General features: G+C 54.6%; 21 protein-coding genes and 1 pseudogene. 13 read left to right on the forward strand and 9 right to left on the reverse strand.

Features of this window, described 5'->3' with window-relative positions:
- Nucleotides 1-56: 56 nt before the first annotated feature.
- The 8 genes and pseudogenes from pilW (at nucleotide 57) to F3J37_RS24490 (ending at nucleotide 10,723) form a co-directional block, all read left to right on the forward strand.
- A complete protein-coding gene (gene pilW / locus F3J37_RS24455) occupies nucleotides 57-791 on the forward strand; it encodes a type IV pilus biogenesis/stability protein PilW (protein WP_160869794.1) in 735 nt (244 codons plus the stop codon).
- Nucleotides 781-1,797, forward strand: coding sequence for a cytoskeleton protein RodZ (gene rodZ, locus F3J37_RS24460; RefSeq protein ID WP_166936325.1), 1,017 nt, complete (start codon nucleotides 781-783; stop codon nucleotides 1,795-1,797). Before pilW ends, rodZ begins: the two co-directional genes overlap by 11 nt.
- A 38-nt stretch (nucleotides 1,798-1,835) precedes the next feature.
- Complete coding sequence (gene ispG / locus F3J37_RS24465; RefSeq protein ID WP_034825671.1) at nucleotides 1,836-2,957, forward strand: flavodoxin-dependent (E)-4-hydroxy-3-methylbut-2-enyl-diphosphate synthase; 1,122 nt, start codon at nucleotides 1,836-1,838, stop codon at nucleotides 2,955-2,957.
- Nucleotides 2,958-3,063: 106 nt separating this feature from the next.
- Entirely contained in the window at nucleotides 3,064-4,338 is a 1,275-nt protein-coding gene (gene hisS / locus F3J37_RS24470) for a histidine--tRNA ligase (protein WP_166936327.1), read from the forward strand.
- A 39-nt stretch (nucleotides 4,339-4,377) separates the two neighbouring features.
- The gene (locus F3J37_RS24475; protein WP_045814917.1) at nucleotides 4,378-4,995 is read left to right on the forward strand and encodes a YfgM family protein; all 618 of its coding nucleotides are present in this window, start codon (nucleotides 4,378-4,380) and stop codon (nucleotides 4,993-4,995) included.
- A gap of 19 nt (nucleotides 4,996-5,014) precedes the next feature.
- Entirely contained in the window at nucleotides 5,015-6,196 is a 1,182-nt protein-coding gene (gene bamB / locus F3J37_RS24480; RefSeq protein WP_034825677.1) for an outer membrane protein assembly factor BamB, read from the forward strand.
- Nucleotides 6,197-6,373: 177 nt separating this feature from the next.
- A complete protein-coding gene (gene der, locus F3J37_RS24485) occupies nucleotides 6,374-7,867 on the forward strand; it encodes a ribosome biogenesis GTPase Der (RefSeq protein WP_034825679.1) in 1,494 nt (497 codons plus the stop codon).
- 418 nt (nucleotides 7,868-8,285) lie between these two features.
- A pseudogene (locus F3J37_RS24490) lies at nucleotides 8,286-10,723 on the forward strand (glucose/quinate/shikimate family membrane-bound PQQ-dependent dehydrogenase).
- A 92-nt stretch (nucleotides 10,724-10,815) separates the two neighbouring features.
- On the opposite strand, the gene F3J37_RS24495 reads toward F3J37_RS24490, so the two are convergent.
- The 4 genes from F3J37_RS24495 to xseA form a co-directional block, all read right to left on the reverse strand.
- On the reverse strand, nucleotides 10,816-10,998 hold the full coding sequence (locus F3J37_RS24495; protein WP_045814915.1) for a con-10 family general stress protein: 183 nt from the start codon (nucleotides 10,996-10,998) through the stop codon (nucleotides 10,816-10,818).
- A 104-nt stretch (nucleotides 10,999-11,102) separates the two neighbouring features.
- On the reverse strand, nucleotides 11,103-11,429 hold the full coding sequence (locus F3J37_RS24500) for a protealysin inhibitor emfourin (protein WP_166936329.1): 327 nt from the start codon (nucleotides 11,427-11,429) through the stop codon (nucleotides 11,103-11,105).
- Nucleotides 11,426-12,439, reverse strand: coding sequence for a M4 family metallopeptidase (locus F3J37_RS24505; protein ID WP_166936331.1), 1,014 nt, complete (start codon nucleotides 12,437-12,439; stop codon nucleotides 11,426-11,428). Before F3J37_RS24505 ends, F3J37_RS24500 begins: the two co-directional genes overlap by 4 nt.
- A 47-nt stretch (nucleotides 12,440-12,486) precedes the next feature.
- Nucleotides 12,487-13,860 carry an exodeoxyribonuclease VII large subunit gene (gene xseA / locus F3J37_RS24510; protein WP_166936333.1) on the reverse strand — a complete coding sequence of 458 codons (1,374 nt, stop codon included), beginning with the start codon at nucleotides 13,858-13,860 and terminating at the stop codon, nucleotides 12,487-12,489.
- Nucleotides 13,861-14,029: 169 nt separating this feature from the next.
- On the opposite strand from xseA, the gene guaB reads away from it, so the two are divergent.
- The 3 genes from guaB (at nucleotide 14,030) to F3J37_RS24525 (ending at nucleotide 18,068) form a co-directional block, all read left to right on the forward strand.
- Entirely contained in the window at nucleotides 14,030-15,496 is a 1,467-nt protein-coding gene (guaB, locus tag F3J37_RS24515; RefSeq protein WP_034825688.1) for an IMP dehydrogenase, read from the forward strand.
- 72 nt (nucleotides 15,497-15,568) lie between these two features.
- Complete coding sequence (gene guaA, locus F3J37_RS24520; protein ID WP_166936335.1) at nucleotides 15,569-17,149, forward strand: glutamine-hydrolyzing GMP synthase; 1,581 nt, start codon at nucleotides 15,569-15,571, stop codon at nucleotides 17,147-17,149.
- 142 nt (nucleotides 17,150-17,291) lie between these two features.
- Nucleotides 17,292-18,068: a DUF3750 domain-containing protein gene (locus F3J37_RS24525; protein ID WP_166936337.1), complete on the forward strand. Its 777-nt coding sequence runs from the start codon at nucleotides 17,292-17,294 to the stop codon at nucleotides 18,066-18,068.
- A 109-nt stretch (nucleotides 18,069-18,177) separates the two neighbouring features.
- Here the strand turns inward: F3J37_RS24525 and F3J37_RS24530 are convergent, their stop codons facing one another.
- Nucleotides 18,178-18,357: a GDFGVC terminal motif YodC-like protein gene (locus tag F3J37_RS24530; RefSeq protein ID WP_034825711.1), complete on the reverse strand. Its 180-nt coding sequence runs from the start codon at nucleotides 18,355-18,357 to the stop codon at nucleotides 18,178-18,180.
- A gap of 216 nt (nucleotides 18,358-18,573) precedes the next feature.
- Between F3J37_RS24530 and F3J37_RS28215 the strand changes: the two genes are divergently transcribed.
- Nucleotides 18,574-18,822, forward strand: a complete 249-nt coding sequence (locus F3J37_RS28215; RefSeq protein WP_071845604.1) for a hypothetical protein — start codon at nucleotides 18,574-18,576, stop codon at nucleotides 18,820-18,822.
- 10 nt (nucleotides 18,823-18,832) lie between these two features.
- On the forward strand, nucleotides 18,833-19,327 hold the full coding sequence (locus tag F3J37_RS24535; RefSeq protein ID WP_160834295.1) for a helix-turn-helix transcriptional regulator: 495 nt from the start codon (nucleotides 18,833-18,835) through the stop codon (nucleotides 19,325-19,327).
- 1 nt (nucleotide 19,328) lies between these two features.
- Here the strand turns inward: F3J37_RS24535 and mgtE are convergent, their stop codons facing one another.
- The 4 genes from mgtE to ppx form a co-directional block, all read right to left on the reverse strand.
- Nucleotides 19,329-20,762 (reverse strand): magnesium transporter, encoded by a 1,434-nt coding sequence (gene mgtE / locus F3J37_RS24540; protein WP_160834296.1) that lies wholly within the window; start codon nucleotides 20,760-20,762, stop codon nucleotides 19,329-19,331.
- 126 nt (nucleotides 20,763-20,888) lie between these two features.
- Entirely contained in the window at nucleotides 20,889-21,077 is a 189-nt protein-coding gene (locus tag F3J37_RS24545) for a YfgG family protein (protein WP_034825717.1), read from the reverse strand.
- A 150-nt stretch (nucleotides 21,078-21,227) separates the two neighbouring features.
- A complete protein-coding gene (tehB, locus tag F3J37_RS24550; RefSeq protein ID WP_166936339.1) occupies nucleotides 21,228-21,827 on the reverse strand; it encodes a tellurite resistance methyltransferase TehB in 600 nt (199 codons plus the stop codon).
- 27 nt (nucleotides 21,828-21,854) lie between these two features.
- Entirely contained in the window at nucleotides 21,855-23,378 is a 1,524-nt protein-coding gene (gene ppx, locus F3J37_RS24555; protein WP_034825721.1) for an exopolyphosphatase, read from the reverse strand.
- Between the last annotated feature and the right edge of the window lie 5 nt (nucleotides 23,379-23,383).

Consider the following 23,383-nt stretch of genomic DNA (forward strand, 5'->3'; position numbering starts at 1 on the left):
CCACCGGGCGTAAGCCGTGCCAGTCTCTCCTCTCGATGTCAGAGGGAGAGACTGAAATGCACAAAGGATTATCGGCAGTGTTGTTGGCGGGCTTTGTTGTAACCGGTTGTGTCAATCCACCGGTTCAGCAAGGCGCTGCGGATATCAGGCTACAGCTAGGGTTGCACTACCTGGCGGTGAAAGATTTTGCTGCAGCACAGCGTAATTTATTACGCGCTGAGCGGGCCGCACCGCGAGATTATCGTGTGCCGTTGGCGCTTGCGCGGCTGGCACAGGCGCAGCAGAATAGCGCGCAGACCCATTGGCACTACCAACGCGCCCAGCAGTTAGCGCCAGCGAATGGCTACATCGCTAACAATTACGGTGCGTTTCTTTGCGGTTTAAGGCAGTATGGCGAAGCGCATCAACAGTTTAAGCTGGCGATGGCTGCACAGGAAATCGAAGCTCGTCAGGATGCATTTCTGTTTTCGGGCTATTGTTACCTGCAGGCTGGAGAGAGTGCCTCAGCGCGCGAGTCTTTGAGCAACGCGCTGATTGCCGCACCGGAGCAGGGCAGTCAACTGCTTTTGGAAGTGGAAAGGCGGCTTGAACAGCAGGATCGCATGGCGGTTCCGCTGCTATTAGAAGTGTACCACCAGCGTTTGCCCGCAACGGCAGAGAGCCAGTGGTTACAAATACGTTTCGCCGCGCAACAGGGAAACGCTGCTGACGTTACACGTTATGGCGACCGGTTGGCGCGAAGTTTTCCACAATCGATACAGTACCAGCGTTATTTAGCTAATGAATACTGAAGCCACTCAAGAGAATTCTGCAGTACATTCCACAGGTGAACGCCTGCGTCTGGCCCGTGAGCAGATGGGGCTGACTCAGCAAAATGTCGCTGAACGCCTGTGCCTGAAACTTTCTACCGTACGAGACATTGAAGAGGATAAGTCGCCAGCTGATTTAGCTTCGACGTTCTTGCGCGGTTACATTCGTTCTTATGCTCGTCTGGTGCATGTGCCGGAAGATGACCTGTTGCCGATGATGGCGAAGCAGGCTCCCGTGCGCGCGGCCAAAATTGAGCCAATGCAGAGCTTCTCGTTAGGTAAGCGCCGTAAAAAGCGTGATGGCTGGCTGATGATTTTCACCTGGTTGGTGATTTTTGTCGTCATCGGTCTGACCGGCGCGTGGTGGTGGCAAAACCATAAAGCCTCGCAGGCCGATCTGGTCTCAATGGCTGACCAGAATGGCAGCAGCAGCGATAACAGTCAGTCTATTCCGCTGGGTGAAAACAGCACTGACAGCGCGACTGACAGTGATACCAATGCCGCCGGTACGCCGGTGGATAACGGTGCAGGTGCGGTTGCGACACCGAGTACCAACAACAACGCGGCTTCGGCTGCCAACACCACTGCGCCTGCGACCAGCAGCGATAACGCCGTGGTTTCACCGAGCCAGGCACCGATCGATAACGCACCGCCAGCAGCCACCTCTCCGGCACCTGCCAACAGTGTACCAGCAGGTCAAATGCCGACCAGCAACGCGGCGGTAAGCCAGCCAGCAGGTGACCCAAATGCGGTGGTGATGAATTTCAAGGCCGACTGCTGGCTGGAGGTCACCGACGCTACTGGCAAGAAGCTGTTCAGCGGATTGCAACGTAGCGGCGGTAAGCTCAGCTTGTCCGGAACGGCTCCGTATCGTCTGAAAATTGGCGCTCCGAGTGCGGTTGATGTGCAATATCAGAATCAGCCCGTTGATTTAAGTCGTTTTATCCGTAATAACCAGGTTGCCCGTCTGACGCTGGGTGCGCAATAACGCGCAGCGCGCTTTCCGGGTAATTGTGGAGAGAGAATATGCATAACGAAGCACCCATTATCCGTCGCAAATCAACACGGATTTACGTCGGCAAGGTGCCGGTTGGTGATGGTGCGCCCATTGCCGTTCAGTCAATGACCAACACCCGCACCACGGATGTGGACGCCACGGTTAACCAGATTCGCCAGCTTGAGCGTGTCGGTGTCGATATCGTGCGCGTCTCTGTTCCGACCATGGATGCGGCGGAAGCGTTCAAACTGATTAAGCAACAGGTCAATGTGCCGCTGGTGGCGGACATTCATTTTGACTATCGTATCGCACTGAAAGTCGCCGAATATGGCGTCGACTGCCTGCGCATCAACCCCGGCAATATCGGCAACAATGAGCGTATCCGCCAGGTCGTGGATTGTGCCCGCCATTACAACATTCCTATCCGTATCGGCGTGAATGCCGGTTCACTGGAAAAAGATCTGCAGGAAAAATACGGTGAGCCAACGCCACAGGCGCTGCTCGAATCCGCGATGCGCCATGTTGATCACCTCGATCGCCTCAACTTTGATCAGTTCAAAGTGAGCGTAAAAGCTTCTGACGTGTTCCTGGCCGTTGAATCTTATCGCCTGCTGGCAAAAGCCATCGATCAGCCACTGCATCTCGGTATTACCGAAGCGGGTGGCGCACGTGCCGGTTCAGTAAAATCAGCGATTGGTCTGGGCTTGCTGCTGGCGGAAGGGATCGGCGATACGCTGCGCATCTCGCTGGCGGCGGATCCTGTGGAAGAAGTCAAGGTCGGTTACGACATTCTGAAATCGCTGCGCATTCGATCACGCGGCATCAACTTTATTGCCTGCCCAACCTGTTCCCGTCAGGAATTTGATGTGATTGGGACGGTGAATGCGTTAGAAGAACGTCTCGAAGACATCATCACGCCAATGGATATCTCGATTATCGGTTGTGTGGTGAACGGTCCTGGCGAAGCCACGGTTTCGACCATGGGCGTGACGGGCGGTAGCCGTAAAAGTGGTTTCTACGAGGACGGTGTGCGTCAGCGCGATCGCCTCGATAACGACAACATGATCGACCAGCTGGAAGCACGTATTCGTGCCAAGGCCAGCATGCTGGATGAAAGCCGCCGCATTAACGTGCAGCAGCTGGAAAAATAAGGGACGGTGCGCGCCCGCCGCGTGCCGGTTTGTGATTGAACCTGTGCGGTTTCATCCTCATAAGGTATGATGCCGGACAGGTTTTTTTGTATTAAGAGATTCTAACGTGGCGAAGAATATTCAAGCGATCCGTGGGATGAACGACTACCTGCCGGCGGATACTGCGATTTGGCAGCGTATTGAGGGCACCCTGAAGCAGGTGCTGGCCAGTTATGGCTTTAGCGAAATCCGTTTGCCGATTGTAGAGCAGACCCCGCTATTTAAACGCGCTATCGGTGAAGTCACCGATGTGGTTGAAAAGGAGATGTATACCTTTGACGACCGCAACGGTGAAAGCCTGACCCTGCGTCCGGAAGGCACCGCGGGCTGCGTGCGCGCCGGTATTGAGCATGGTCTGCTGTACAATCAGGAACAGCGTCTGTGGTACATCGGTCCGATGTTCCGCTATGAGCGTCCGCAGAAAGGCCGTTACCGCCAGTTCCATCAGATTGGTGCGGAAGTGTTTGGTCTGCAAGGCCCGGACATCGATGCTGAACTGATTATGATGACCGCACGCTGGTGGAAAGCGTTAGGTATCGCTGAACACGTGAGTCTCGAACTCAACTCTATTGGATCACTGGAAGCGCGCGCAAACTACCGCGATGCGCTGGTGGCCTTCCTTGAGCAGCACAAAGATAAACTGGATGAAGATTGCAAACGTCGTATGTACAGCAATCCGCTGCGCGTACTCGACAGCAAAAACGCGGACATCCAGCTGTTACTCAACGATGCGCCGACGCTGAATGAATATCTCGATGAAGACTCACGCACGCACTTCGACGGGCTGTGCAGCCTGCTGGATGACGCGGGTATCGCTTACACCGTGAACCAGCGTCTGGTGCGTGGCCTCGATTATTACAACCGCACCGTGTTTGAATGGGTGACCAACAGCCTCGGCTCGCAGGGTACCGTGTGTGCCGGTGGGCGCTACGATGGTCTGGTTGAACAGCTGGGTGGTCGCGCGACGCCAGCGGTCGGTTTTGCCATGGGTCTTGAGCGTTTGGTGTTGCTGGTTCAGGCGGTTAATCCAGAATTTGAACCGACGCGCATTGTTGATGTCTATGTTATCGCTTCGGGGCAGGGCGTTCAGTCCGCCGCGATGCAATTGGCGGAAAAACTGCGTGATGCAGATCCGGTGCTGAAGCTGATGACCAACTTCGGTGGTGGTAACTTCAAGAAGCAGTTTGGCCGTGCAGACAAGTGGGGCGCACGCATTGCGCTGGTGCTGGGTGAAGACGAAGTGAAAGCGGGCCAGGTGGTGATTAAAAACCTGAGCACAGGCGATCAACAAACCGTTGCCCAAAGCGAAGCCGCTGCGACATTGCGCACGCTGCTGCAGTAAACGCAGCACTGCAACAGCCATTTAAAGGAGAGGGATTGCGTGGAAGTTTACAGCAACGAAAACGAACAGGTTGACGCACTGCGTCAGTTCTTTGCGAACAACGGCAAAGCGCTGGCTGTGGGTGTGATCATCGGCATTGCTGCACTGGGTGGCTGGCGTTTCTGGACCAGTCATCAGGATGGTGCGGATAAAGCTGCGTCGGCACAGTATCAACAACTGACCACTGCGATGCAGGCGGATAAGCCGCAAACGCTGGAAGCGGTTGCCGCCTTTGCCAATGAAAATAACAACACTTATGGCGCACTGGCTTCGCTCGATTTAGCGAAACAGTACGTTGAAGCAAATCAGTTAGATAAAGCCATTACGCTGCTTCAGAGCGGGCTGAAAGATACCAAAGATGCCAACCTGCAGGCGGTGATTAACCTGCGTCTGGCGCGCATTCAACTGCAGCAAAATCAGGCCGATGCCGCACTTTCAACTCTTAACAATGTTAAGGGTGATGGCTGGACAGCCATTATTGCGGACATTCGTGGCGAAGCACTGCTGAGCAAAGGCGACAAGCAGGGCGCACGTGATGCCTGGAGCAAAGGTGCTGAATCGCAGGCCTCTCCTGCGTTGAAGCAAATGCTGCAGATGAAGATGAATAACTTAAGTTAAGCCAGTCAAGAGAGCGCACATGGAATTACGTAAATACCTGCTGCCAGGGCTGATTTCAGTCACTCTGCTCAGCGGTTGCTCGCTGTTCAGCGGCGAAGAAGATGTAGTAAAAATGGCTCCGCTGCCGAAAGTGGAAAACCAGTTTACGCCACAGACGGCCTGGAGCACCTCGGTGGGTGATGGCGTTGGCGATTTCTATTCCAATCTGCATCCAGCCTGGCAGGACGGTACCGTCTATGCGGCCGACCGCTTTGGCGTAGTGAAAGCCCTGGATGCCAGCAACGGTAAAGAGAAATGGAAAGTCGATCTCTCTGAGAAAACCGGTTTCTTCTCGAAAAACATCTCAGCTCTTCTCTCTGGCGGCATTACCGCTACCAGCGATCGCATTTATATCGGCAGCGAGCGCGGCCAGGTCTTTGCACTGAACAATAGCGATGGCAGCATCGCCTGGCAGACGAAAGTCGCCGGTGAAGCGATGTCGCGTCCAGTTGTGAGTGATGGCCTGGTACTGATCCACACCAGCAACGGTATGTTGCAGGGGCTGGACCAGAGTACTGGCGCGATCAAGTGGAGCGTCAACCTCGATATGCCTGCGCTGTCACTGCGCGGTGAATCTGCACCGACTGTGGCATTCGGTGGTGCGATTGTCGGTGGTGACAATGGCCGTGTAAGCGCGGTGATCATGAACCAGGGGCAGTTGATTTGGCAGCAGCGTATTTCGCAGCCAAGCGGCGCTACAGAGATTGATCGTCTGAGCGATGTGGATACCACGCCAGTCGTCGTTAACGGTGTGATCTATGCGCTGGCTTACAACGGTAATCTGACCGCGCTGGAACTGCGTTCAGGCCAGATTCTGTGGAAACGCGAAATCGGCGGCGTGAAAGACATGGTGGTTGATGCGGGTCGTATTTACCTGGTCGATCAGGATGACCGCGTGATTGCGCTTAATGCCGACGGTGGCGTGGCCATCTGGCGCCAGAGCGATCTGCTGCATCGCAACCTGACTTCACCAGTGCTGTTTAACGGTTATCTGGTGGTTGGCGATAGCGAAGGTTATGTGCACTGGATTAACACCCTTGACGGGCGCTTTGTTGCGCAGCAGAAACTGGACAGCGATGGCTTCCAGACTGACCCGGTGGTTGCCGGTGACAAGCTGCTGATCCAGGCGAAGGGCGGCGAAGTTTACGCCATCACTCGTTAAGATTGGGCTTTGCAGGAACCGGCTTCCTGCTCGCTAATACGGCTCCTGATTCGTCAGGGGCCGTTTCGTTTTTAGTCAGGCATGGTATTCTTAGCGCCTTCAGCCTGACGCCTTCTGGCAAATGTCGTTATAATCACGCCATTCGGGCGATTTATTTTTAAAACTGAGGCAAGTGTTATGGTACCTGTGGTCGCGCTGGTTGGGCGTCCCAATGTGGGAAAATCTACGCTATTTAACCGCTTAACGCGCACTCGTGATGCGCTGGTAGCGGATTTTCCTGGACTGACTCGCGATCGCAAATATGGTCGCGCCGAAGTGGAAGGGCGCGAATTCATTGTTATTGATACCGGCGGTATTGATGGCACCGAGGAAGGCGTCGAAAACCGCATGGCAGAACAATCGCTGCTGGCGATTGAAGAAGCGGATGTGGTGCTGTTCCTGGTGGATGCGCGTGCGGGTGTGATGCCGGCCGATCAACAGATCGCCAATCACCTACGTTCGCGCGAAAAAGCCACCTTCCTGGTCGCGAACAAAACTGACGGTCTCGATCCTGATGCTGCCGTGCTGGATTTCTATGCGCTGGGCTTGGGTGACATTCACCCGATTGCGGCCTCGCACGGTCGCGGTGTGAACAACCTGCTTGAAGCTGCGTTGCTGCCATGGATGGAAGAAGCCGTTCCAGAAGTGGAGTTGACGGAAGAAGAAGAAAACGCCGCTTACTGGGCCGCGTTAGAAGAAGAAGAGGACGAGAAGGCGTTGGCGGAAGAGGAAGAAGAAAACTTCGACCCTACCACCTTGCCGATCAAGCTGGCTATCGTTGGCCGTCCTAACGTCGGCAAGTCAACGCTGACTAACCGCATCCTGGGTGAAGACCGCGTCGTGGTCTTCGACATGCCCGGCACCACGCGTGACAGCATCTACATTCCAATGGAACGTGATGAGCGCGAGTATGTGTTGATTGATACCGCCGGTGTGCGTAAACGCGGAAAAATCACCGAAACCGTAGAAAAATTCTCTGTCATCAAAACGCTGCAGGCCATTGAAGATGCCAACGTGGTGATGCTGGTGATTGATGCACGTGAAGGCATTTCCGATCAGGATCTGTCACTGCTCGGCTTTATCCTGAACAGCGGTCGCTCATTGGTGATCGTGGTCAACAAGTGGGATGGCATGACGCAGGAAGCGCGTGACGAAGTGAAAGAGATGCTGGACTTCCGTCTGGGCTTTATCGATTTCGCGCGCATTCACTTTATTTCGGCGCTGCACGGCAGTGGCGTAGGTAACCTGTTCGAATCCGTGACCGAAGCTTACGACTGCTCAACCAAACGTGTCGGCACCGCGATGCTGACGCGCATCATGACCATGGCTTCTGACGACCATCAGCCGCCGCTGGTGCGTGGTCGCCGCGTGAAGCTGAAGTATGCCCATGCTGGTGGTTATAACCCGCCGATCGTGGTGATTCACGGTAATCAGGTGAAGGATCTGCCAGATTCCTACAAACGTTACCTGATGAACTACTTCCGTCGCTCACTCAACGTGATGGGCACACCGATTCGCATTCAGTTTAAAGAAGGCGACAACCCGTACGCGGGCAAACGTAACCTGCTGACACCGACGCAGCAGCGCAAACGCCAGCGACTGATGTCGCATCTGAAAAAGAATAAGCGTTAAAGTGAAGAGGGCCCAAACGGGCCCTTTTTTTTCGCCCTGATGCCGCGCGATAAGCTCATCATCCCTGACATATCGCCTTAACATCAAAAATTACACTTTGATTCAGCCTCATATTTATTAATAACTTATGACTGGTTTTGTAGCAAAAATGCTATTGCCCAGTAACTCCTTCGTTATGAATGTTCACTTTCTAATGAACCAGGTGGTACAATCCTGCCGCCTTGTAGCGAGAATCACTCTCACCTGCGATGTGTCCTTGCTCACAAGCGCCGAATTACGGGCATTGCACCCGTACCAATAGATATAAAATAAAGCGTAACGGTTTGGTTCCTGTCCCCCATCGTTGGCAGGAGCATTGCTACTGGCTACAGCTTGTTAGCCGGCACCAGCGCGTTATTTTTTCAGGAGAGTTTTTGTTATGGCAGAAAATTCCGCTCGTCCCTGCAAAGGGTTGAGTATCTGGTCTGTATTGTTCGGGCTGGTCCTGCTGGCTGTCGGTCTGTTCTTCGCGATCGGCGGTGGCAAGTTGGTCGCTCTGGGCGGCAGCTGGTACTTCCTCATTTCCGGTATTGTGATGTTGCTGTCGGCGGTTCAGTTCTTCCGTCGCAAATCATCCGCCGTGACCTTATTCATTCTGGTCTTCGTTGGCACCCTGATTTGGGCGCTGTTTGATGCGGGCTTCCACTTCTGGCAGCTGGTTTCACGCCTGATGGTGCCTGCAGGCCTGATGCTGCTGGCGTTCCTGACCTGGCCAGCGCTGCGTAAGCGTGAAGGCAAAAGCTCTCTGGCGAAAGTTTCCTATGTCCTTTCAGCGATTATCGCTGTTGGCATGGTGGCAACTTTCGTGCAGATGTTCCAGCCGCACCCAACCGTCGCGTTCGACGGCAAACAGCTGCCGCTGATTCCTGTCGACAAGTCTAAGCCACAGCAGGACTGGAGCAGCTACGGCCGCACGCCTGAAGGTGACCGTTTCGCGGCGATCGACCAGATCACCCGTGACAACGTAAAAGACCTGCAGGTTGCATGGACCTTCCACACTGGCGATACCCCGATCAGCCCAACCGGTAACGGCGCGGAAGATCAGGAAACGCCACTGCAGGTTGGCAACACCCTGTACCTTTGCACCCCGCACAACAACGTGATTGCGGTTGCAGCAGATACCGGCAAGCAGATCTGGAAGCGTGAAATCAACGCACAGGCAGAAGTGTGGAACCGCTGCCGTGGTCTGGCGTATTTCGATGCGACCAAACCCGTACAGCAGCCAACACAGCCTGGCTCAACGCCGGTTCCTGCGCCAGCTCTGGCGGCAGGTGATACCTGTCAGCGTCGTATTCTAATGAACACCATTGATGCGCGTCTGATTGCCATCAATGCTGACAACGGTGAATTCTGTGAAGACTTCGGCGACCACGGTGTGGTTGACCTGAAAAAAGGTCTGGGTAAAGCGCCCGATCCACAGTATCAGCTGACGTCTGCACCACAGCTGGCCGGCACCACCGTAGTGGTGGGTGGTCGTGTGGCGGATAACGTCCAGACCGATATGCCTGGCGGCGTACTGCGCGGCTTTGACGTCATCACCGGTCAGATGCGTTGGGCGTTTGACCCAGGTAACGATGACCCGAATGCCATCCTGATGCCGGGCAAAGACTACACCCGTAGTACCCCGAACTCATGGGCACCGATGTCATACGACCCGGCGATGAACACTGTGTTCCTGCCAATGGGTAGCTCGTCTGTGGATCTGTGGGGGGCGAATCGTACCAAACTGGATCACACCTACGGCGCATCAATTCTGGCGCTGGATGCGACTACCGGTAAGCAAAAATGGGTTTATCAGACGTACATAACGATCTGTGGGACTTCGACCTGCCAATGCAGCCGAGCCTGGTTGACTTCCCGATGAAGGATGGCACCACCAAGCCTGCGGTAGTGATCGGTGCAAAAACCGGCATGATCTGGGTGCTGGATCGCCTGACCGGCAAGCCTTTAACGAAAGTTGAAGAGCAGCCGATGCCACAGGGTCACATCCCGAATGAGCAGTACACCAAAACGCAGCCGCACTCAGTGGAAATGCCAAACATCGGCAACCAGAAGCTGACCGAGTCTGACATGTGGGGTGCTACGCCGTTTGACCAGTTAATGTGCCGTATCGCCTTTAAAGGTATGCGTTACGATGGACTGTTCACTGTTCCGGACACTGACAAATCACTCAGCTTCCCAGGTTCACTGGGTGGTATGAACTGGGGCAGCATCTCGTTTGACCCGAACAACCAGTACATGTTTGTTAACGACATGCGTCTGGGCCTGTGGGTACAGATGATTCCTCAGGACACCACTAAGTCTGCTGCCAGCAACGGCGGTGAAGCGATCAACACCGGTATGGGCGCAGTTCCGCTGAAAGGTACCCCTTACGCTGTTAACAAAAACCGCTTCATGTCTCCACTGGGTATTCCGTGCCAGGCACCACCGTTTGGTACGCTGTCAGCTATCGACATGAAAACCCGTCAGATCGTATGGCAGGTGCCAGTCGGTACCGTGCAGGATACCGGTCCATTCGGTATCAAGATGCGCGCACAAATGCCAATCGGTATGCCAACGCTGGGTGGCACCTTGGCAACTCAGGGTGGCCTGGTGTTCATCGCCGGTACGCAGGATTACTATCTGCGCGCCTTCGATAGCTCAACCGGTAAAGAAGTATGGAAAGCTCGTCTGCCAGTCGGCAGCCAGGGTGGCCCAATCAGCTACGTTTCGCCGAAAAATGGCAAACAGTACATCCTGATCTCCGCAGGTGGTGCACGTCAGTCACCAGACCGTGGTGATTACGTGATTGCTTACGCGCTGCCAGACAGCAAGTAAGTTGCTGTAAAAAAGAAGAAAGGCCGACATCATGATGTCGGCCTTTTTTTATTAACCATCCGTGGCGTACTTCACTCCTTAAGGTACCTTATTTACTGCTGCTTGGAGGGGCGACGGCTTTTTTGACCTCCTTTTCTTCCAGCTTCCCTGGCTCTTTCAGGATCGTTTCTGAAATTGCCCCCACTGACTTTGCCGCCAGCACTGCCGGCTTCCCTGGCACGCTCCGGGTCCTCTGCAAAGTTCCCAGCACCGCCTCGTTGCTTCTTTTGTGTCATAGCAGAGACCTCATCTAAGGGTGATTTCTTCGATGTGGACTAGCTAGCCACTTAATGAGTATAGTCAGTAAGTTACAGTCTGCTTTGGGAGATCTCTGAGATTTTTATTGGCCGTCACGCCATAAGGCCTCTAATTCAGGCGATGCCGCTGTTTCAGGAATCAAAATCACGATGGAACCCGCCTCTTGATGGGTGGCATAGGTGATTTGAATGCGAAAATAGCGCTGATCGCCGCTGCCAAGATTCGCCGCCTGATCTTCCGGTTCCCCTAACGGTAATGCCTGCTCCAGTACGTTACACACCCGCTGTTTTTGCGGTTCCGGCAGTTGCGCCAGGGTAAAGCGGCGCTCGCCTCGCAGATTGGGGATAAAAGCAATGCCGCCTTCACGCGCCAGTTCGATAATGGCGTCATCAGTCAGTTGAATATTCACGTTACGCCTACCTGTTGCCAGGCGGATTGAATTGCTTCCGCCACCGAGCGATTAAATCGCTTGCCGCCATGCTCGACGGTGAAACGCGCAAAGGTGCTGAAATCGGCATCCTGCGGCAGTGTCTTGTCACAGAGGGTGTCGTACCAGGCGTGGCCCGCTAACTCCCAGGCAAAGCCGCCTAACGCTTTAGCGGCGAGATAAAACGCACGGTTAGGAATGCCAGAATTGAGATGGACACCGCCATTGTCATCGCGGGTTTCGATGTAATGATCCATATCCGCTGGTTGCGGGTCCTTACCGAGTTTCGGATCGTCGTAAGCCGTGCCTGGTTCGGACATGGATCGCAGTCCACGGCCTTTAATCCCGGATGCTAACAAGCCCTCACCAATCAACCAGTCAGCCTGATCGGCCGTTTGCTGCAGGTGGAACTGCTTAACCAGCGAGCCGAACACATCAGACATCGATTCATTCAATGCACCAGACTGCTGGAAATAAACCAGCCCGGCCTCGTTCTCGGTCACGCCGTGGGTGAGTTCATGCGCGACCACATCAAGCGCAATGGTAAAGCGGTTAAAAATCTCGCCATCGCCGTCACCAAACACCATCTGCTGACCGTTCCAAAAGGCGTTCTGATACTCCTTGCCGTAATGCACGGTGCCATCCAGCTTCAGGCCCTGGTTATCCAGCGAGTTGCGCTTGAAGATCTGCCAGTAGAAGTCGTAGGTGATGCCGAGATAATTCCAGGCCTCTTCAGCCGCAATATCGCCATTACCCGGCTGGCCTTCATCGCGGATCAAGGTGCCGGGTAGATTCTGTGTGTTCTCCGCATCAAAGATGGCACGCAACACGCTGCCAGGCTGGGCGGTGGCCGCGCTGGCCGCTTTATGATTGTGTTCAGCCATCAGTTGCTGAACATGGGTGAGGGTGCGGCGAGCAGACTCCTGAGGCGCACCCGAGCAATGGTCAATGATGTTGCGAAGAATATACGGAGGAATAACGCTGTAGGTCATAGTAACTCCTGGCCGTGAGTGAACATGCCAGAAGTATAGTTTTTCAGCTAGGAGCGTGCTTTACGGCTACGCGATTTCTGCGGTTCAAGGGCGGTCACCTGACTTTCCACCCAGCCATCATCCAGACGGGTGCGCAGTAAGTCGCCTTTATGCAATTGCTGGGTTTTCTTCACCAGCTGGCCTTGGGTATCCGTTGTCACACTAAAACCGCGAGCCAGAGTCGCAAGCGGACTGACGCCCTCCAGTTGCGCAGCCAGATTACCAAAGCGCTGACGATTGTGATTCAGCTGCTTCTCCATGCCCTGTTGCAGGCGATACTGCCACTGCTGCATCTGCTGCTGCGCACGCAAAATGCGCCCCTGAGGCTGCTGATTGTTGAGGCGCTGTAACACGCGATCCTGCTGGCGATTAGCCACGCGCAGACGTTGATCCATTGCCTCGCCGAGGCGACGTTGCAACTGGAACAGTGTGGTTTGCTGGCGTGCCAGACGCAGCTGTGGATGTTGCTGCTGCAAACGATGTTGTATGCGGGTAAAACGGCGTTGCTGCTCTGCAATGTAGAAATCCATCGCCATTTCCATACGCTGCTGCTGTGACTGCAAACGGCGCAGCAGTTCGATCTGATTGCGGCTCACGATTTCTGCCGCCGCAGATGGGGTAGGGGCGCGCAGATCGGCGACAAAGTCGGCGATGGTGACGTCTGTCTCGTGGCCGACGGCACTGACGATGGGCAGGCGACTGGCAAAAATAGCACGCGCCACGCGCTCATCGTTAAAGCTCCACAAATCCTCCAGCGAGCCGCCGCCACGGCCGACAATCAGCACGTCACACTCATCACGCTGGTTCGCCAGTTCAATGGCACGCACAATCGCAGCCGGTGCATCCACACCTTGCACCGGCGTGGGATAGATAATTACCGGCAACGAGGGATCGCGGCGATGCAGTACGCGCAGCACATCATGCAACGCGGCACCGGTGGCAGAGGTGATCACACCGACCTGGCGCGCCGGATCGGGCAGCGGCTGTTTGAACTGCTGATCGAACAGCCCTTCGGCCGCCAGTCGCGCTTTCAATTGCTCAAACTGCTGCTGCAGCAGACCTTCACCCGCTGGATGCATGCTTTCGATAATCAGCTGATAGTCGCCACGCGGTTCATACAGCGTAATGCTGGCGCGTACCAAAACCTGCTGACCATGCTGAGGACGGAAGGTGACGCGGCGGTTGCTATTACGGAACATCGCGCAGCGGACTTGTGCGCCATCATCCTTTAAGGTGAAGTACCAGTGACCGGAAGAGGGCTGGCTAAAATTTGAGATCTCAGCGCTGAGCCACACCAGGCCCATCTCATTTTCCAGCAGTTGGCGCACCGTGGTATTCAGGCGGCTGACAGTAAAAATATTGGCGGTTGGCGGTAGCGACATGTGATGTAGATCAAATTTTAAATCAGAGGGTTAATCAACCGATACTACATTGCTCACCCGAAGGATCAAGACTTTTTCCTAAAAAACACTGGAGGCAATCGATTTCGGCCTGTATAATGCCGCGGCAATATTTTATCTGTTTTAATCGCCCCCAGGTGGAGATATTGCAATGCTAAGAATCACTAAAGAAGCCCTCACTTTTGACGACGTTCTGCTCGTTCCAGCTCACTCCACTGTCTTACCGAACACCGCTGATCTCAGCACCCAACTGACGAAAAACATCCGTCTGAACATCCCTATGCTGTCTGCTGCTATGGACACCGTGACCGAAGCCGGTCTGGCAATTGCACTGGCGCAGGAAGGCGGTCTGGGCTTTATCCACAAAAACATGTCGATTGAGCGCCAGGCGGATGAAGTTCGCAAAGTGAAAAAACACGAAAGTGGCGTAGTGACCGATCCGCAAACTGTTCTGCCAACCACCACGCTGGCGGCAGTGCAAGAGCTGACCGAGCGCAACGGCTTTGCGGGTTATCCGGTTGTGAACACCGACAACGAACTGGTCGGCATCATCACCGGTCGTGACGTGCGTTTTGTGACGGACCTGAGCCTGCCAGTTTCCGCTGTGATGACGCCGAAAGAGCGTCTGGTCACCGTTAAAGAGGGTGAAGCGCGCGACATCGTACTGCAGAAAATGCACGAAAAACGTGTTGAGAAAGCGCTGGTTGTGGATGACAGCTTCCACCTGCTGGGCATGATTACCGTTAAAGATTTCCAGAAAGCAGAGCGTAAACCTAACGCCTGTAAAGATGCGGAAGGCCGTCTGCGTGTGGGTGCTGCGGTTGGTGCGGGCGCCGGTAACGAAGAGCGTGTTGACGCGCTGGTTGCTGCGGGCGTTGACGTTCTGCTGATCGACTCTTCTCACGGTCACTCTGAAGGCGTTCTGCAACGTATCCGTGAAACCCGTGCGAAGTATCCAGACCTGGACATCATCGGTGGCAACGTGGCGACCGGTGCAGGTGCATTGGCACTGGCCGAAGCGGGCGTGAGCGCGGTGAAAGTGGGTATCGGCCCAGGCTCAATCTGCACCACGCGTATCGTGACTGGCGTAGGTGTACCACAGATTACCGCCGTTTCTGATGCGGTTGCTGCACTGGAAGGCACCGGTATCCCGGTTGTGGCTGATGGTGGTATCCGTTTCTCCGGTGACATCGCCAAAGCGATCGCCGCAGGCGCGGCCGCTGTGATGGTCGGTTCTATGCTGGCGGGTACTGAAGAATCTCCAGGCGAAATCGAGCTGTATCAGGGCCGTTCGTTCAAATCTTACCGTGGTATGGGTTCACTGGGCGCGATGTCTAAAGGCTCATCTGACCGTTACTTCCAGACCGATAACGCGGCTGACAAACTGGTGCCAGAAGGTATCGAAGGCCGCGTCGCTTATAAAGGCCGTCTGAAAGAGATCGTGCACCAGCAAATGGGCGGTCTGCGCTCTTGCATGGGCCTGACCGGTTGCCCAACCATCAACGATCTGCGTACTAAAGCCGAGTTCGTGCGCATCAGTGGCGCAGGTATCAACGAAAGCCACGTGCATGATGTGACCATCACCAAAGAGTCACCGAACTACCGCATGGGTTCATAATCCCGTAAGATTCAACGCCCGGCACCTGCCGGGCGCTTTTATTATTAAGTCCATCCCAATGGAAACGCCTCAATGACGACTGAAAATATTCATAAACATCGCATTTTGATCCTCGATTTTGGTTCTCAGTATACGCAGCTGGTCGCGCGCCGCGTGCGTGAGCTGGGCGTCTACTGCGAACTCTGGGCGTGGGATGTCACCGAAGAGCAGATTCGTAGCTTCAATCCAAACGGCATCATCCTGTCAGGTGGCCCGGAAAGCACCACTGAGCTGAACAGCCCACGTGCACCAGAATACGTGTTCAATGCTGGCGTACCGGTGCTGGGCGTGTGCTACGGCATGCAGACCATGGCGATGCAGTTGGGCGGCAAGGTTGAAGGTTCCAACGAGCGTGAATTTGGTTATGCGCAGGTTGAAGTGCTGACCCAGAGCGCGCTGGTGCGTGACATCGAAGATGCCATTAGCGCTGCCGGCAAACCGCTGCTGGACGTGTGGATGAGCCACGGTGACAAAGTGACCGCCATCCCGGCTGGCTTTGAAACCGTTGCCAGCACCGAAACCTGTCCGTTTGCCATCATGGCTAACGAAGAGAAGAAATTCTACGGCGTACAGTTCCATCCAGAAGTGACGCACACCCGTCAGGGCCTGCGCATGCTGGAGCGTTTCATCCGTGATATCTGCGGCTGTGAAGCACTGTGGACGCCAGCCAAGATCATCGAAGATGCGGTAGAGCGTATTCGTGAGCAGGTCGGCGAAGATAAAGTGATCCTCGGCCTGTCAGGTGGTGTGGATTCCTCTGTCACCGCGATGCTGCTGCACCGCGCTATCGGCGATCGTCTGACCTGTGTGTTCGTGGACAACGGCCTGCTGCGTCTGAACGAAGCCGAGCAGGTGATGGAAATGTTTGGCGACCACTTTGGTCTGAACATCGTTCACGTTGCCGCTGAGAATCGTTTCCTTGACGCACTGGCGGGCGAGAACGATCCAGAAGCCAAACGTAAGATCATCGGCCGCGTATTCGTTGAAGTGTTCGACGAAGAAGCGCTGAAGTTGACTGACGTGAAATGGCTGGCACAGGGCACCATCTATCCAGACGTGATCGAGTCTGCTGCTTCTGCTACCGGCAAGGCACACGTGATCAAATCGCACCACAACGTGGGCGGTCTGCCGAAAGAGATGAAGATGGGCCTGGTTGAGCCGCTGAAAGAGCTGTTCAAAGATGAAGTGCGTAAGATCGGTCTGGAACTGGGCCTGCCATACGCCATGCTGTATCGCCATCCGTTCCCAGGCCCAGGTTTGGGCGTGCGTGTACTGGGCGAAGTGAAGAAAGAGTATTGCGACCTGCTGCGTCGTGCCGATGCAATCTTCATCGAAGAACTGCATAAAGCTGACCTGTACAACAAAGTCAGCCAGGCCTTCACCGTGTTCCTGCCAGTACGCTCTGTCGGCGTAATGGGCGACGGTCGTAAATATGATTGGGTTGTGTCACTGCGCGCAGTAGAGACCATCGACTTCATGACCGCGCACTGGGCGCACCTGCCGTACGATTTCCTCGGCCGTGTCTCCAACCGCATCATCAACGAAGTGAACGGCATTTCTCGCGTGGTTTACGACATCTCAGGTAAACCACCGGCCACGATTGAGTGGGAATAATTTCCGCTGATTGAATCGCCCATCAAGCCCGCTTAAATGCGGGCTTTTTCTTTTCAAGACAGCAAAGCATAGTTAGTGAATACAAACTCACCTCTATCAATGCATGATGGCTGGTGAATTGTTAATCATCAGGATGCCGTCGATGCTGCCACTGAAAGCCTTTCTCATCTCTTTCCTCTGTATTGTGCTGCTCTCGCTGGCAGCCAGTCTGGCGCAGGCCACGCGCACCGGTGAGTTAACCAGTGAGCGCGGTGGCTGGGCGACGGCGCGACGGGATTCGGCCGGTATAGCGCCGGACCCACACCAATATGCCAATCTGGCCATCGTGCAGGTTTATGCTGCGCCCACATATGGCTGGAAGGGCGCTGTCGCGGTGCATCCGTGGATCATTTTTAAGCGTGCAGGGGAGACGCAGTACAACCGCTACGAAGTGATCAGCTGGGGCAGCGGCGATAAGGTGCGTCGCAACGCAAACCTGCCGGACGGATACTGGTACGGCGCGAAACCGCGTTTACTGGTGGAGCATCGCGGCAAGGAAGCAGAAGCAATGATTCCGCAGATCGAAGCGGCGATAAAATCCTACCCGTGGCCAACGACCTATCACGCGTGGCCAGGACCGAACAGCAACACCTTTATGGCGCACATTGGCCGTGAAGTGCCTGCGTTGAAGCTGGATTTGCCTGCCAATGCGTTAGGCAAAGATTATCGCTCTCTGCTGCATCCGATTGGTTTACCGCCGTCGGGGCGCGGTGTACAGGTGTCTATTTTAGGTGTACTGGGCGTGACGGTTGGCGCAGAAGAGGGCCTGGAAGTGAATGTGCTTGGGCTGAATCTTGGGCTAGATTTCACGCCACTCAAGTTGCGTTTGCCATTTATTGGCGGGATTGGACGAGACAATTTGCAGAAGGACAATCCGTGATTGACCCTTTCGAGCAATAAATTGCGCCGCTACGGCTCTGTGCGCTCTGAGATTGTCTAATCCAAATCGCACGATTTGTAGCGGCGCTATTTATCGCGCAACGGAAGAATCAGCACACGCCGAAATCGCCTTCTTCGTGATACAAATTCACGCTATCTGCCCTGACTTCGATCTCACGTTTGATGGGATCGTCAATACGCGCGCACCATAACAACTCACCTTCAACCCGTGTGACCTGCATCTTTGGGCCACCGGTCTTCGACTGCACAAAATCATCAACTTTAAACATGCTGTTTCTCCCTCAGGTCAGTGATAGCGCTAAGTGTATATGCGCTTGAACTCATGCGCGCTCGATTTTGTGCGCTGGTATCCAACCTCAAATTAAATCCGGGATCACAGGACACTTCTTGTTCTCTCACGCCTTAAATGCTGATGACATAGCATCTGAAAACTGAAGGTGGTTGTCAGTTGACAACCTGATATTCAAAGTATAAGGTGGCATGCAATGTCAGAAAGGAAGCGACACCCACACAAAGAGATTGAAAGCGTTTTACGTTATGCAGAAGTTCAGGGATGGAAAATTGTGCAGGGTGGGCATCATGCGTGGGGAAAAATGTATTGCCCGGAGAATTCAGCAGAGTGTCGATGCGGTGATTTCTGTATTACCTGCATTTGGAGCACGCCTAAGAGCCCTGAAAATCATGCCAGGATGTTAAAGCGAGTGGTGGATAACTGCTCAAGAGTGAAACGATAAGGATGTAAAAATGGAATTTGAATTCACGTTACGTTTTCAGTTGAGTGACGCTGTTTCTGATGACGAAGCCCTGGAGCGACTCGGTGCTGCCGGTTGCACTGATGCGCTGGTGGGTACTGGCGTAGCCGGTAAATTGAGTCTGATGTACTGCCGGGAAGCGGAGAGTGCACAGCAAGCGATTCGCGATGCTTTAGCCGAAGTCATTCAGGCTTTACCCGATGCCGAACTGATTGAAGCGGCCCCCGATCTGGTCGGCCTTACGGATATCGCCGAGTTGATCGGCGTATCGCGCCAAAATATGCGGAAGTTAATGCTCACTCACAGCCCGCAGTTTCCACGTCCAATTCATGATGGTAAAACCGCGCTGTGGCACCTTATCGATGTGGTCGAGTGGTTAAATCAACGCGGCTCATCGCGCGTAACACCAGGCATCAGCGAACTGGCGCACGCAACGTTGCAACTCAATTTGCAGCAAGCGCTGCAACGTTACGCGCACTGTCTTTGATTTAATGGTGCAGCAAAAACACCGTTGCCAGACCGAGGAAAATAAAGAAACCGCCGGTGTCGGTGATAGCGGTGATCAGCACGCTGGAGCCTACTGCCGGGTCGCGTTTCATCTTGGTCATGATCAACGGAATCAGTACACCCATGAGCGCCGCCAGCAGCAGGTTAAGCACCATCGCCAGCATCATCACGCCACCGAGTTGCATATTGTCGTACATCAACCAGGTGATGCTGCCCATGATTCCACCCCAGAACAGCCCGTTAATCAGGGCAACGCCGAGTTCACGTACCACCAGGAAGGAGAAGTTACCGGGTTCCACCTGATGCAGCGCCAGCGCACGCACAATCATGGTGATGGTTTGGTTACCGGTGTTACCGCCAATCCCGGCGACGATAGGCATCAGCGCCGCCAGCGCCACCAGTTGAGAAATGGTCTCTTCAAACAGGCCAATTACGCGAGAAGCGATAAATGCGGTACACAGGTTAATGGCGAGCCATGCCCAGCGTTTACCCACCGCTTTGCGCACCGGCGCGAACACGTCCTCACCCTGGCTGATACCGCCCATCTTACGAATGTTACTTTCGTTCTCTTCGTTAACCAGATCGATCACGTCTTCCACGGTGATACGGCCAATCAACTTGCCTTTCGCATCAATAACGGCGGCAGAGATCAGGTTATAACGCTCAAAGGCACTGGCTGCATCTTCGGCTTTGTCGTCGAGCTGAAAGGTGGTCGGGCGCGCATTCATCACGTCAGAAACCAGCGTCTTTGGCTTGTTGAGTAAAATGTCGGTGAGTGTTAACTCACCCAGCAACTGATTCTGTTCGTCAGTAATAAAGATTTTATCGGTACCATCCGGCATGCTTTTGCGCTTGCGCAGAAAGCGCTGCACGGTGGCGAGGGTCACGTCAGATCGCACGGTCAGAATATTGAAATCCATCACCTGGCCCACGCGGTCGCGATCAAGCTCGATCACTTCCAGCAGGCGTGCACGCAGGTTTGGCTCCAGCGTGGTGAGTAAACGTCCGGTTAAATCGCGCGGCAGATAGCGTGCCAGATATACCTGATCGTCGATGTCCAGCGGCTCAATAGCGTGCAGAATCTCGCGATCAGTCATACCTTCCGTCAGGCTGGCCCAGACGGTTTCAGAGGCTTCGACCAGCACGCGACCGCGCTGTTCGGAGGGCACAAGGCGCCATAATGCCAGACGCTCTTGTTCAGGTAGCGCTTCGAGGATATCCGCTAAGTCAGCTGCGTGCAGTTGATGCAGCTCTTCTTCCAGCTGATGGCGCCAGTCGGTGATCTCCCGCAGCTCAGCGGCATTGAGATCGATAGATTTATCCAGCAGCACATCAACGAGATCGTCCTCGCTGAGGAGCAGATGCAAGATGCGCTGGCGGATTTCAGTTAATTGTTGTGCATACGGAGCAGACATAACGCGTCCCTTGTGTCTGTAAAGTCAGGTCAAAGTGTAGCGCGTTGCGGGTAATCAGGGCGCATTAAGCAGCATTGTCACAATCGGGCAATGTGAAGCGGCAAGCAACGATGACCCGCAAGTTCCTTAGCGCGAATCGCTGGTGCTCAGTGTGGTGACCGGCTCAGGTGCGGCTTTTTTTTGCTGATGATGCTCAATCGCACCGGGGATAATGAAAATCAGACGGCCAACCAAAATGAAGAAACTGATCAGCAAAATAATGCGAGTCATGGTACCGGTTTTGGGACGTCTTCGTGCAGGGATGGCGCTGTTCACGCAGGGTGGTTCCTGTAAATGCCCGGCTGGGCGATGGCAACATTTAGTCACAGTTAGATTGTCAGGTCAATTGCTGTGTGAAAAGTGAGCAGTAATGGTTAAGGGGGCGTTGATCAAAATCAGATGAGGCCGCACTCCGCGGCCGCGTCATCAATAGCTGGCTTTTTGCGCCAGTAGCGTGGCGAAACGGTATTTGATGCGATCGCCGTTTTCATCCCGACGATGCAGTTCACCGATATCCTCGTTGTACTTCACGATGTGCCAGTTGCGATAGTAATGGCTCAGCTCACCGGATTTGAACGTAAACGGGAAGTTCTGCGAGTTGGGATAATCATCCGTGCTCATCGCCGCCACAATCAGGTTATAGCCATATTTCACCGTACTGGCCTGCATATCGGCAATCAGCTGTGGGATGGATTCCGGTTGCAGGAACATCATCACCACTGTGGAGAGCACGAACTGATAGCCGCCGTTGAAACGCACCTGATTGAGATCGCACAGTTCAGTGCGAATGTTCTCCAGATTCTCTTCCTGAATAATGCTATTCAGACGCTCAAGGCTGACCGGATTGCTGTCCCAGGCCGTCACGTCAAAACCGTGCTGATTCAGGAACAGACTGTTACGGCCCTGGCCGCAGCCGAGATCTAACGCTTTGCCCACTTCCAGTTTTGGCAGTGCAGCCAGCACTTCGGAGTGGGTCAGCGTCAGACCGTATTTTTCCGCGAAATAGTTATCGGGACGTGTTGTCATAGTGATACAGCGGGCCAGCAGCCCGCATTACTCCTCTTCCAGCGTCAGTTTCCAGCCGGTGACATCATTCCAGTAGGCTTGCTCACGCTCCAGATCCAACTGTACCAGCGTATTCTGGCTCAGATAGCCACGCGGGAAAGTCAACGTCCAGTTGCTGTCATCTGCGTTGAGTTTGAGCGAGTCCGGCTTGGTGGTGGCCTGGCGCTGATTATTCAGCAGCGTACCCAGACGCAACAGGAACACCATCGGCAGGAACTGTTTCTTTTTGAACAAGGTGAAACGCGGCATCTCATCCTGCTTCACCGCTTTACGGTGGTAGCGTACCAGCATGGCCAACAGCATCTGTTGATCCTGATTAAAACCAGGCATGTTGGAGTTCTGCAGGATGTAAGCTGAATGGCGCTGCATGCCGCTGTGATTGATGGTCAATCCGACTTCATGCAGCAGCGCAGCCCATTTCAGTAACGCCGAGAGCTGTGGATTCGCCAGTTTGGGATTTTGGTCCAGCCACTGCAGATAAAGCTGCTCGGTCGTTTCCAGCACGCGGCGTGCCTGATCGCTATCGATAGCGTAGTGGTTAGCCAGACTTTGCGCGGTGCGGCTGCGGATATCCTGATGGCGGAAGCGACCTTCCATCTCATACAGCACACCTTCACGCAGCGCGCCGTCAGACAGGCGCAGTTCGCGAATTGCCAGCGCATCAAATACGCCACACAGAATCGCTAACCCTGGCACAAACACCGCTTTACGCTCTTCCGACAAGCCCGGCAGGCTCAACGCATTAAACGACTTGTGCTTCAGCACCTCAGAGACCAGCATCTCCAGCGTTTCCGGCGTGATCAGCTTCTCTTTCTCACCCATTGCCATCAACACTTCGCAGGCCGCTTTGATCGAGCCTGAAGCGCCGAGCGCATACTGCCAGCCGTGCAGACGATACTGCCAGGCCATGGTTTCCAGCTTCTGCGCTGCGGACAAACGCGCGCGACGGAAGTGTTCAGGCGAAATTTCCCCTTTCGGGAAATAGAGATTGGCAAAGCTGACGCAACCCATGCGGCGGCTTTCCACCAGCTGCGGTTCAAAATCCTCACCGATCACCAGCTCGGTTGAACCGCCGCCGATATCGATCACCAGCTTGCGGCCTTTTTCCGGCTGCGTATGCTCCACGCCCATGAAAATCAAACGGGCTTCTTCATTGCCAGAGATGATCTCGATCGGATAGGGGATCACCTCTGCGGCGCGCTGCAGGAACTCTTCGGCATTGGTGGCGATACGCAGCGTGTGCGTACCGACGATAGTGACGTTTGCCGGGCTGAACCCCTGTAAACGCTCCGCAAACAGCGCCAGGCAGCTCAGGCCACGCTCCATCGCCTCATCGCTCAGGCGATTTTGCGCATCTAACCCATCGGCCAGATGCACGCGCTGTTTCAAACGCCCCAACACTTGCATGGCGCCATCGACCACACGGGCAATGACCATGTGGAAACTGTTTGAGCCCAGATCGATGGCAGCAAATTCCTGCGGTTTCGGCGTACTTTTATGGGAAATTGGCATAGGCG

It is taken from the genome of Candidatus Pantoea communis (genome assembly GCF_011752685.1).
Lineage (GTDB): Bacteria > Pseudomonadota > Gammaproteobacteria > Enterobacterales > Enterobacteriaceae > Pantoea > Pantoea communis.

What these genes read in the sequence shown, in the direction of transcription:
- F3J37_RS24535 (WP_160834295.1), top strand. Translation starts at nt 18,833, where the DNA reads ATGGAATTTGAATTCACGTTACGTTTTCAGTTGAGTGACGCTGTTTCT.
- der (WP_034825679.1), top strand. Translation starts at nt 6,374, where the DNA reads ATGGTACCTGTGGTCGCGCTGGTTGGGCGTCCCAATGTGGGAAAATCT.
- mgtE (WP_160834296.1), bottom strand. Translation starts at nt 20,762, where the DNA reads ATGTCTGCTCCGTATGCACAACAATTAACTGAAATCCGCCAGCGCATC.
- tehB (WP_166936339.1), bottom strand. Translation starts at nt 21,827, where the DNA reads ATGACAACACGTCCCGATAACTATTTCGCGGAAAAATACGGTCTGACG.
- F3J37_RS24495 (WP_045814915.1), bottom strand. Translation starts at nt 10,998, where the DNA reads ATGACACAAAAGAAGCAACGAGGCGGTGCTGGGAACTTTGCAGAGGAC.
- rodZ (WP_166936325.1), top strand. Translation starts at nt 781, where the DNA reads ATGAATACTGAAGCCACTCAAGAGAATTCTGCAGTACATTCCACAGGT.
- pilW (WP_160869794.1), top strand. Translation starts at nt 57, where the DNA reads ATGCACAAAGGATTATCGGCAGTGTTGTTGGCGGGCTTTGTTGTAACC.
- F3J37_RS24505 (WP_166936331.1), bottom strand. Translation starts at nt 12,439, where the DNA reads ATGACCTACAGCGTTATTCCTCCGTATATTCTTCGCAACATCATTGAC.
- bamB (WP_034825677.1), top strand. Translation starts at nt 5,015, where the DNA reads ATGGAATTACGTAAATACCTGCTGCCAGGGCTGATTTCAGTCACTCTG.
- guaA (WP_166936335.1), top strand. Translation starts at nt 15,569, where the DNA reads ATGACGACTGAAAATATTCATAAACATCGCATTTTGATCCTCGATTTT.
- F3J37_RS24530 (WP_034825711.1), bottom strand. Translation starts at nt 18,357, where the DNA reads ATGTTTAAAGTTGATGATTTTGTGCAGTCGAAGACCGGTGGCCCAAAG.
- ppx (WP_034825721.1), bottom strand. Translation starts at nt 23,378, where the DNA reads ATGCCAATTTCCCATAAAAGTACGCCGAAACCGCAGGAATTTGCTGCC.
- ispG (WP_034825671.1), top strand. Translation starts at nt 1,836, where the DNA reads ATGCATAACGAAGCACCCATTATCCGTCGCAAATCAACACGGATTTAC.
- xseA (WP_166936333.1), bottom strand. Translation starts at nt 13,860, where the DNA reads ATGTCGCTACCGCCAACCGCCAATATTTTTACTGTCAGCCGCCTGAAT.
- guaB (WP_034825688.1), top strand. Translation starts at nt 14,030, where the DNA reads ATGCTAAGAATCACTAAAGAAGCCCTCACTTTTGACGACGTTCTGCTC.
- F3J37_RS28215 (WP_071845604.1), top strand. Translation starts at nt 18,574, where the DNA reads ATGTCAGAAAGGAAGCGACACCCACACAAAGAGATTGAAAGCGTTTTA.
- F3J37_RS24525 (WP_166936337.1), top strand. Translation starts at nt 17,292, where the DNA reads ATGCTGCCACTGAAAGCCTTTCTCATCTCTTTCCTCTGTATTGTGCTG.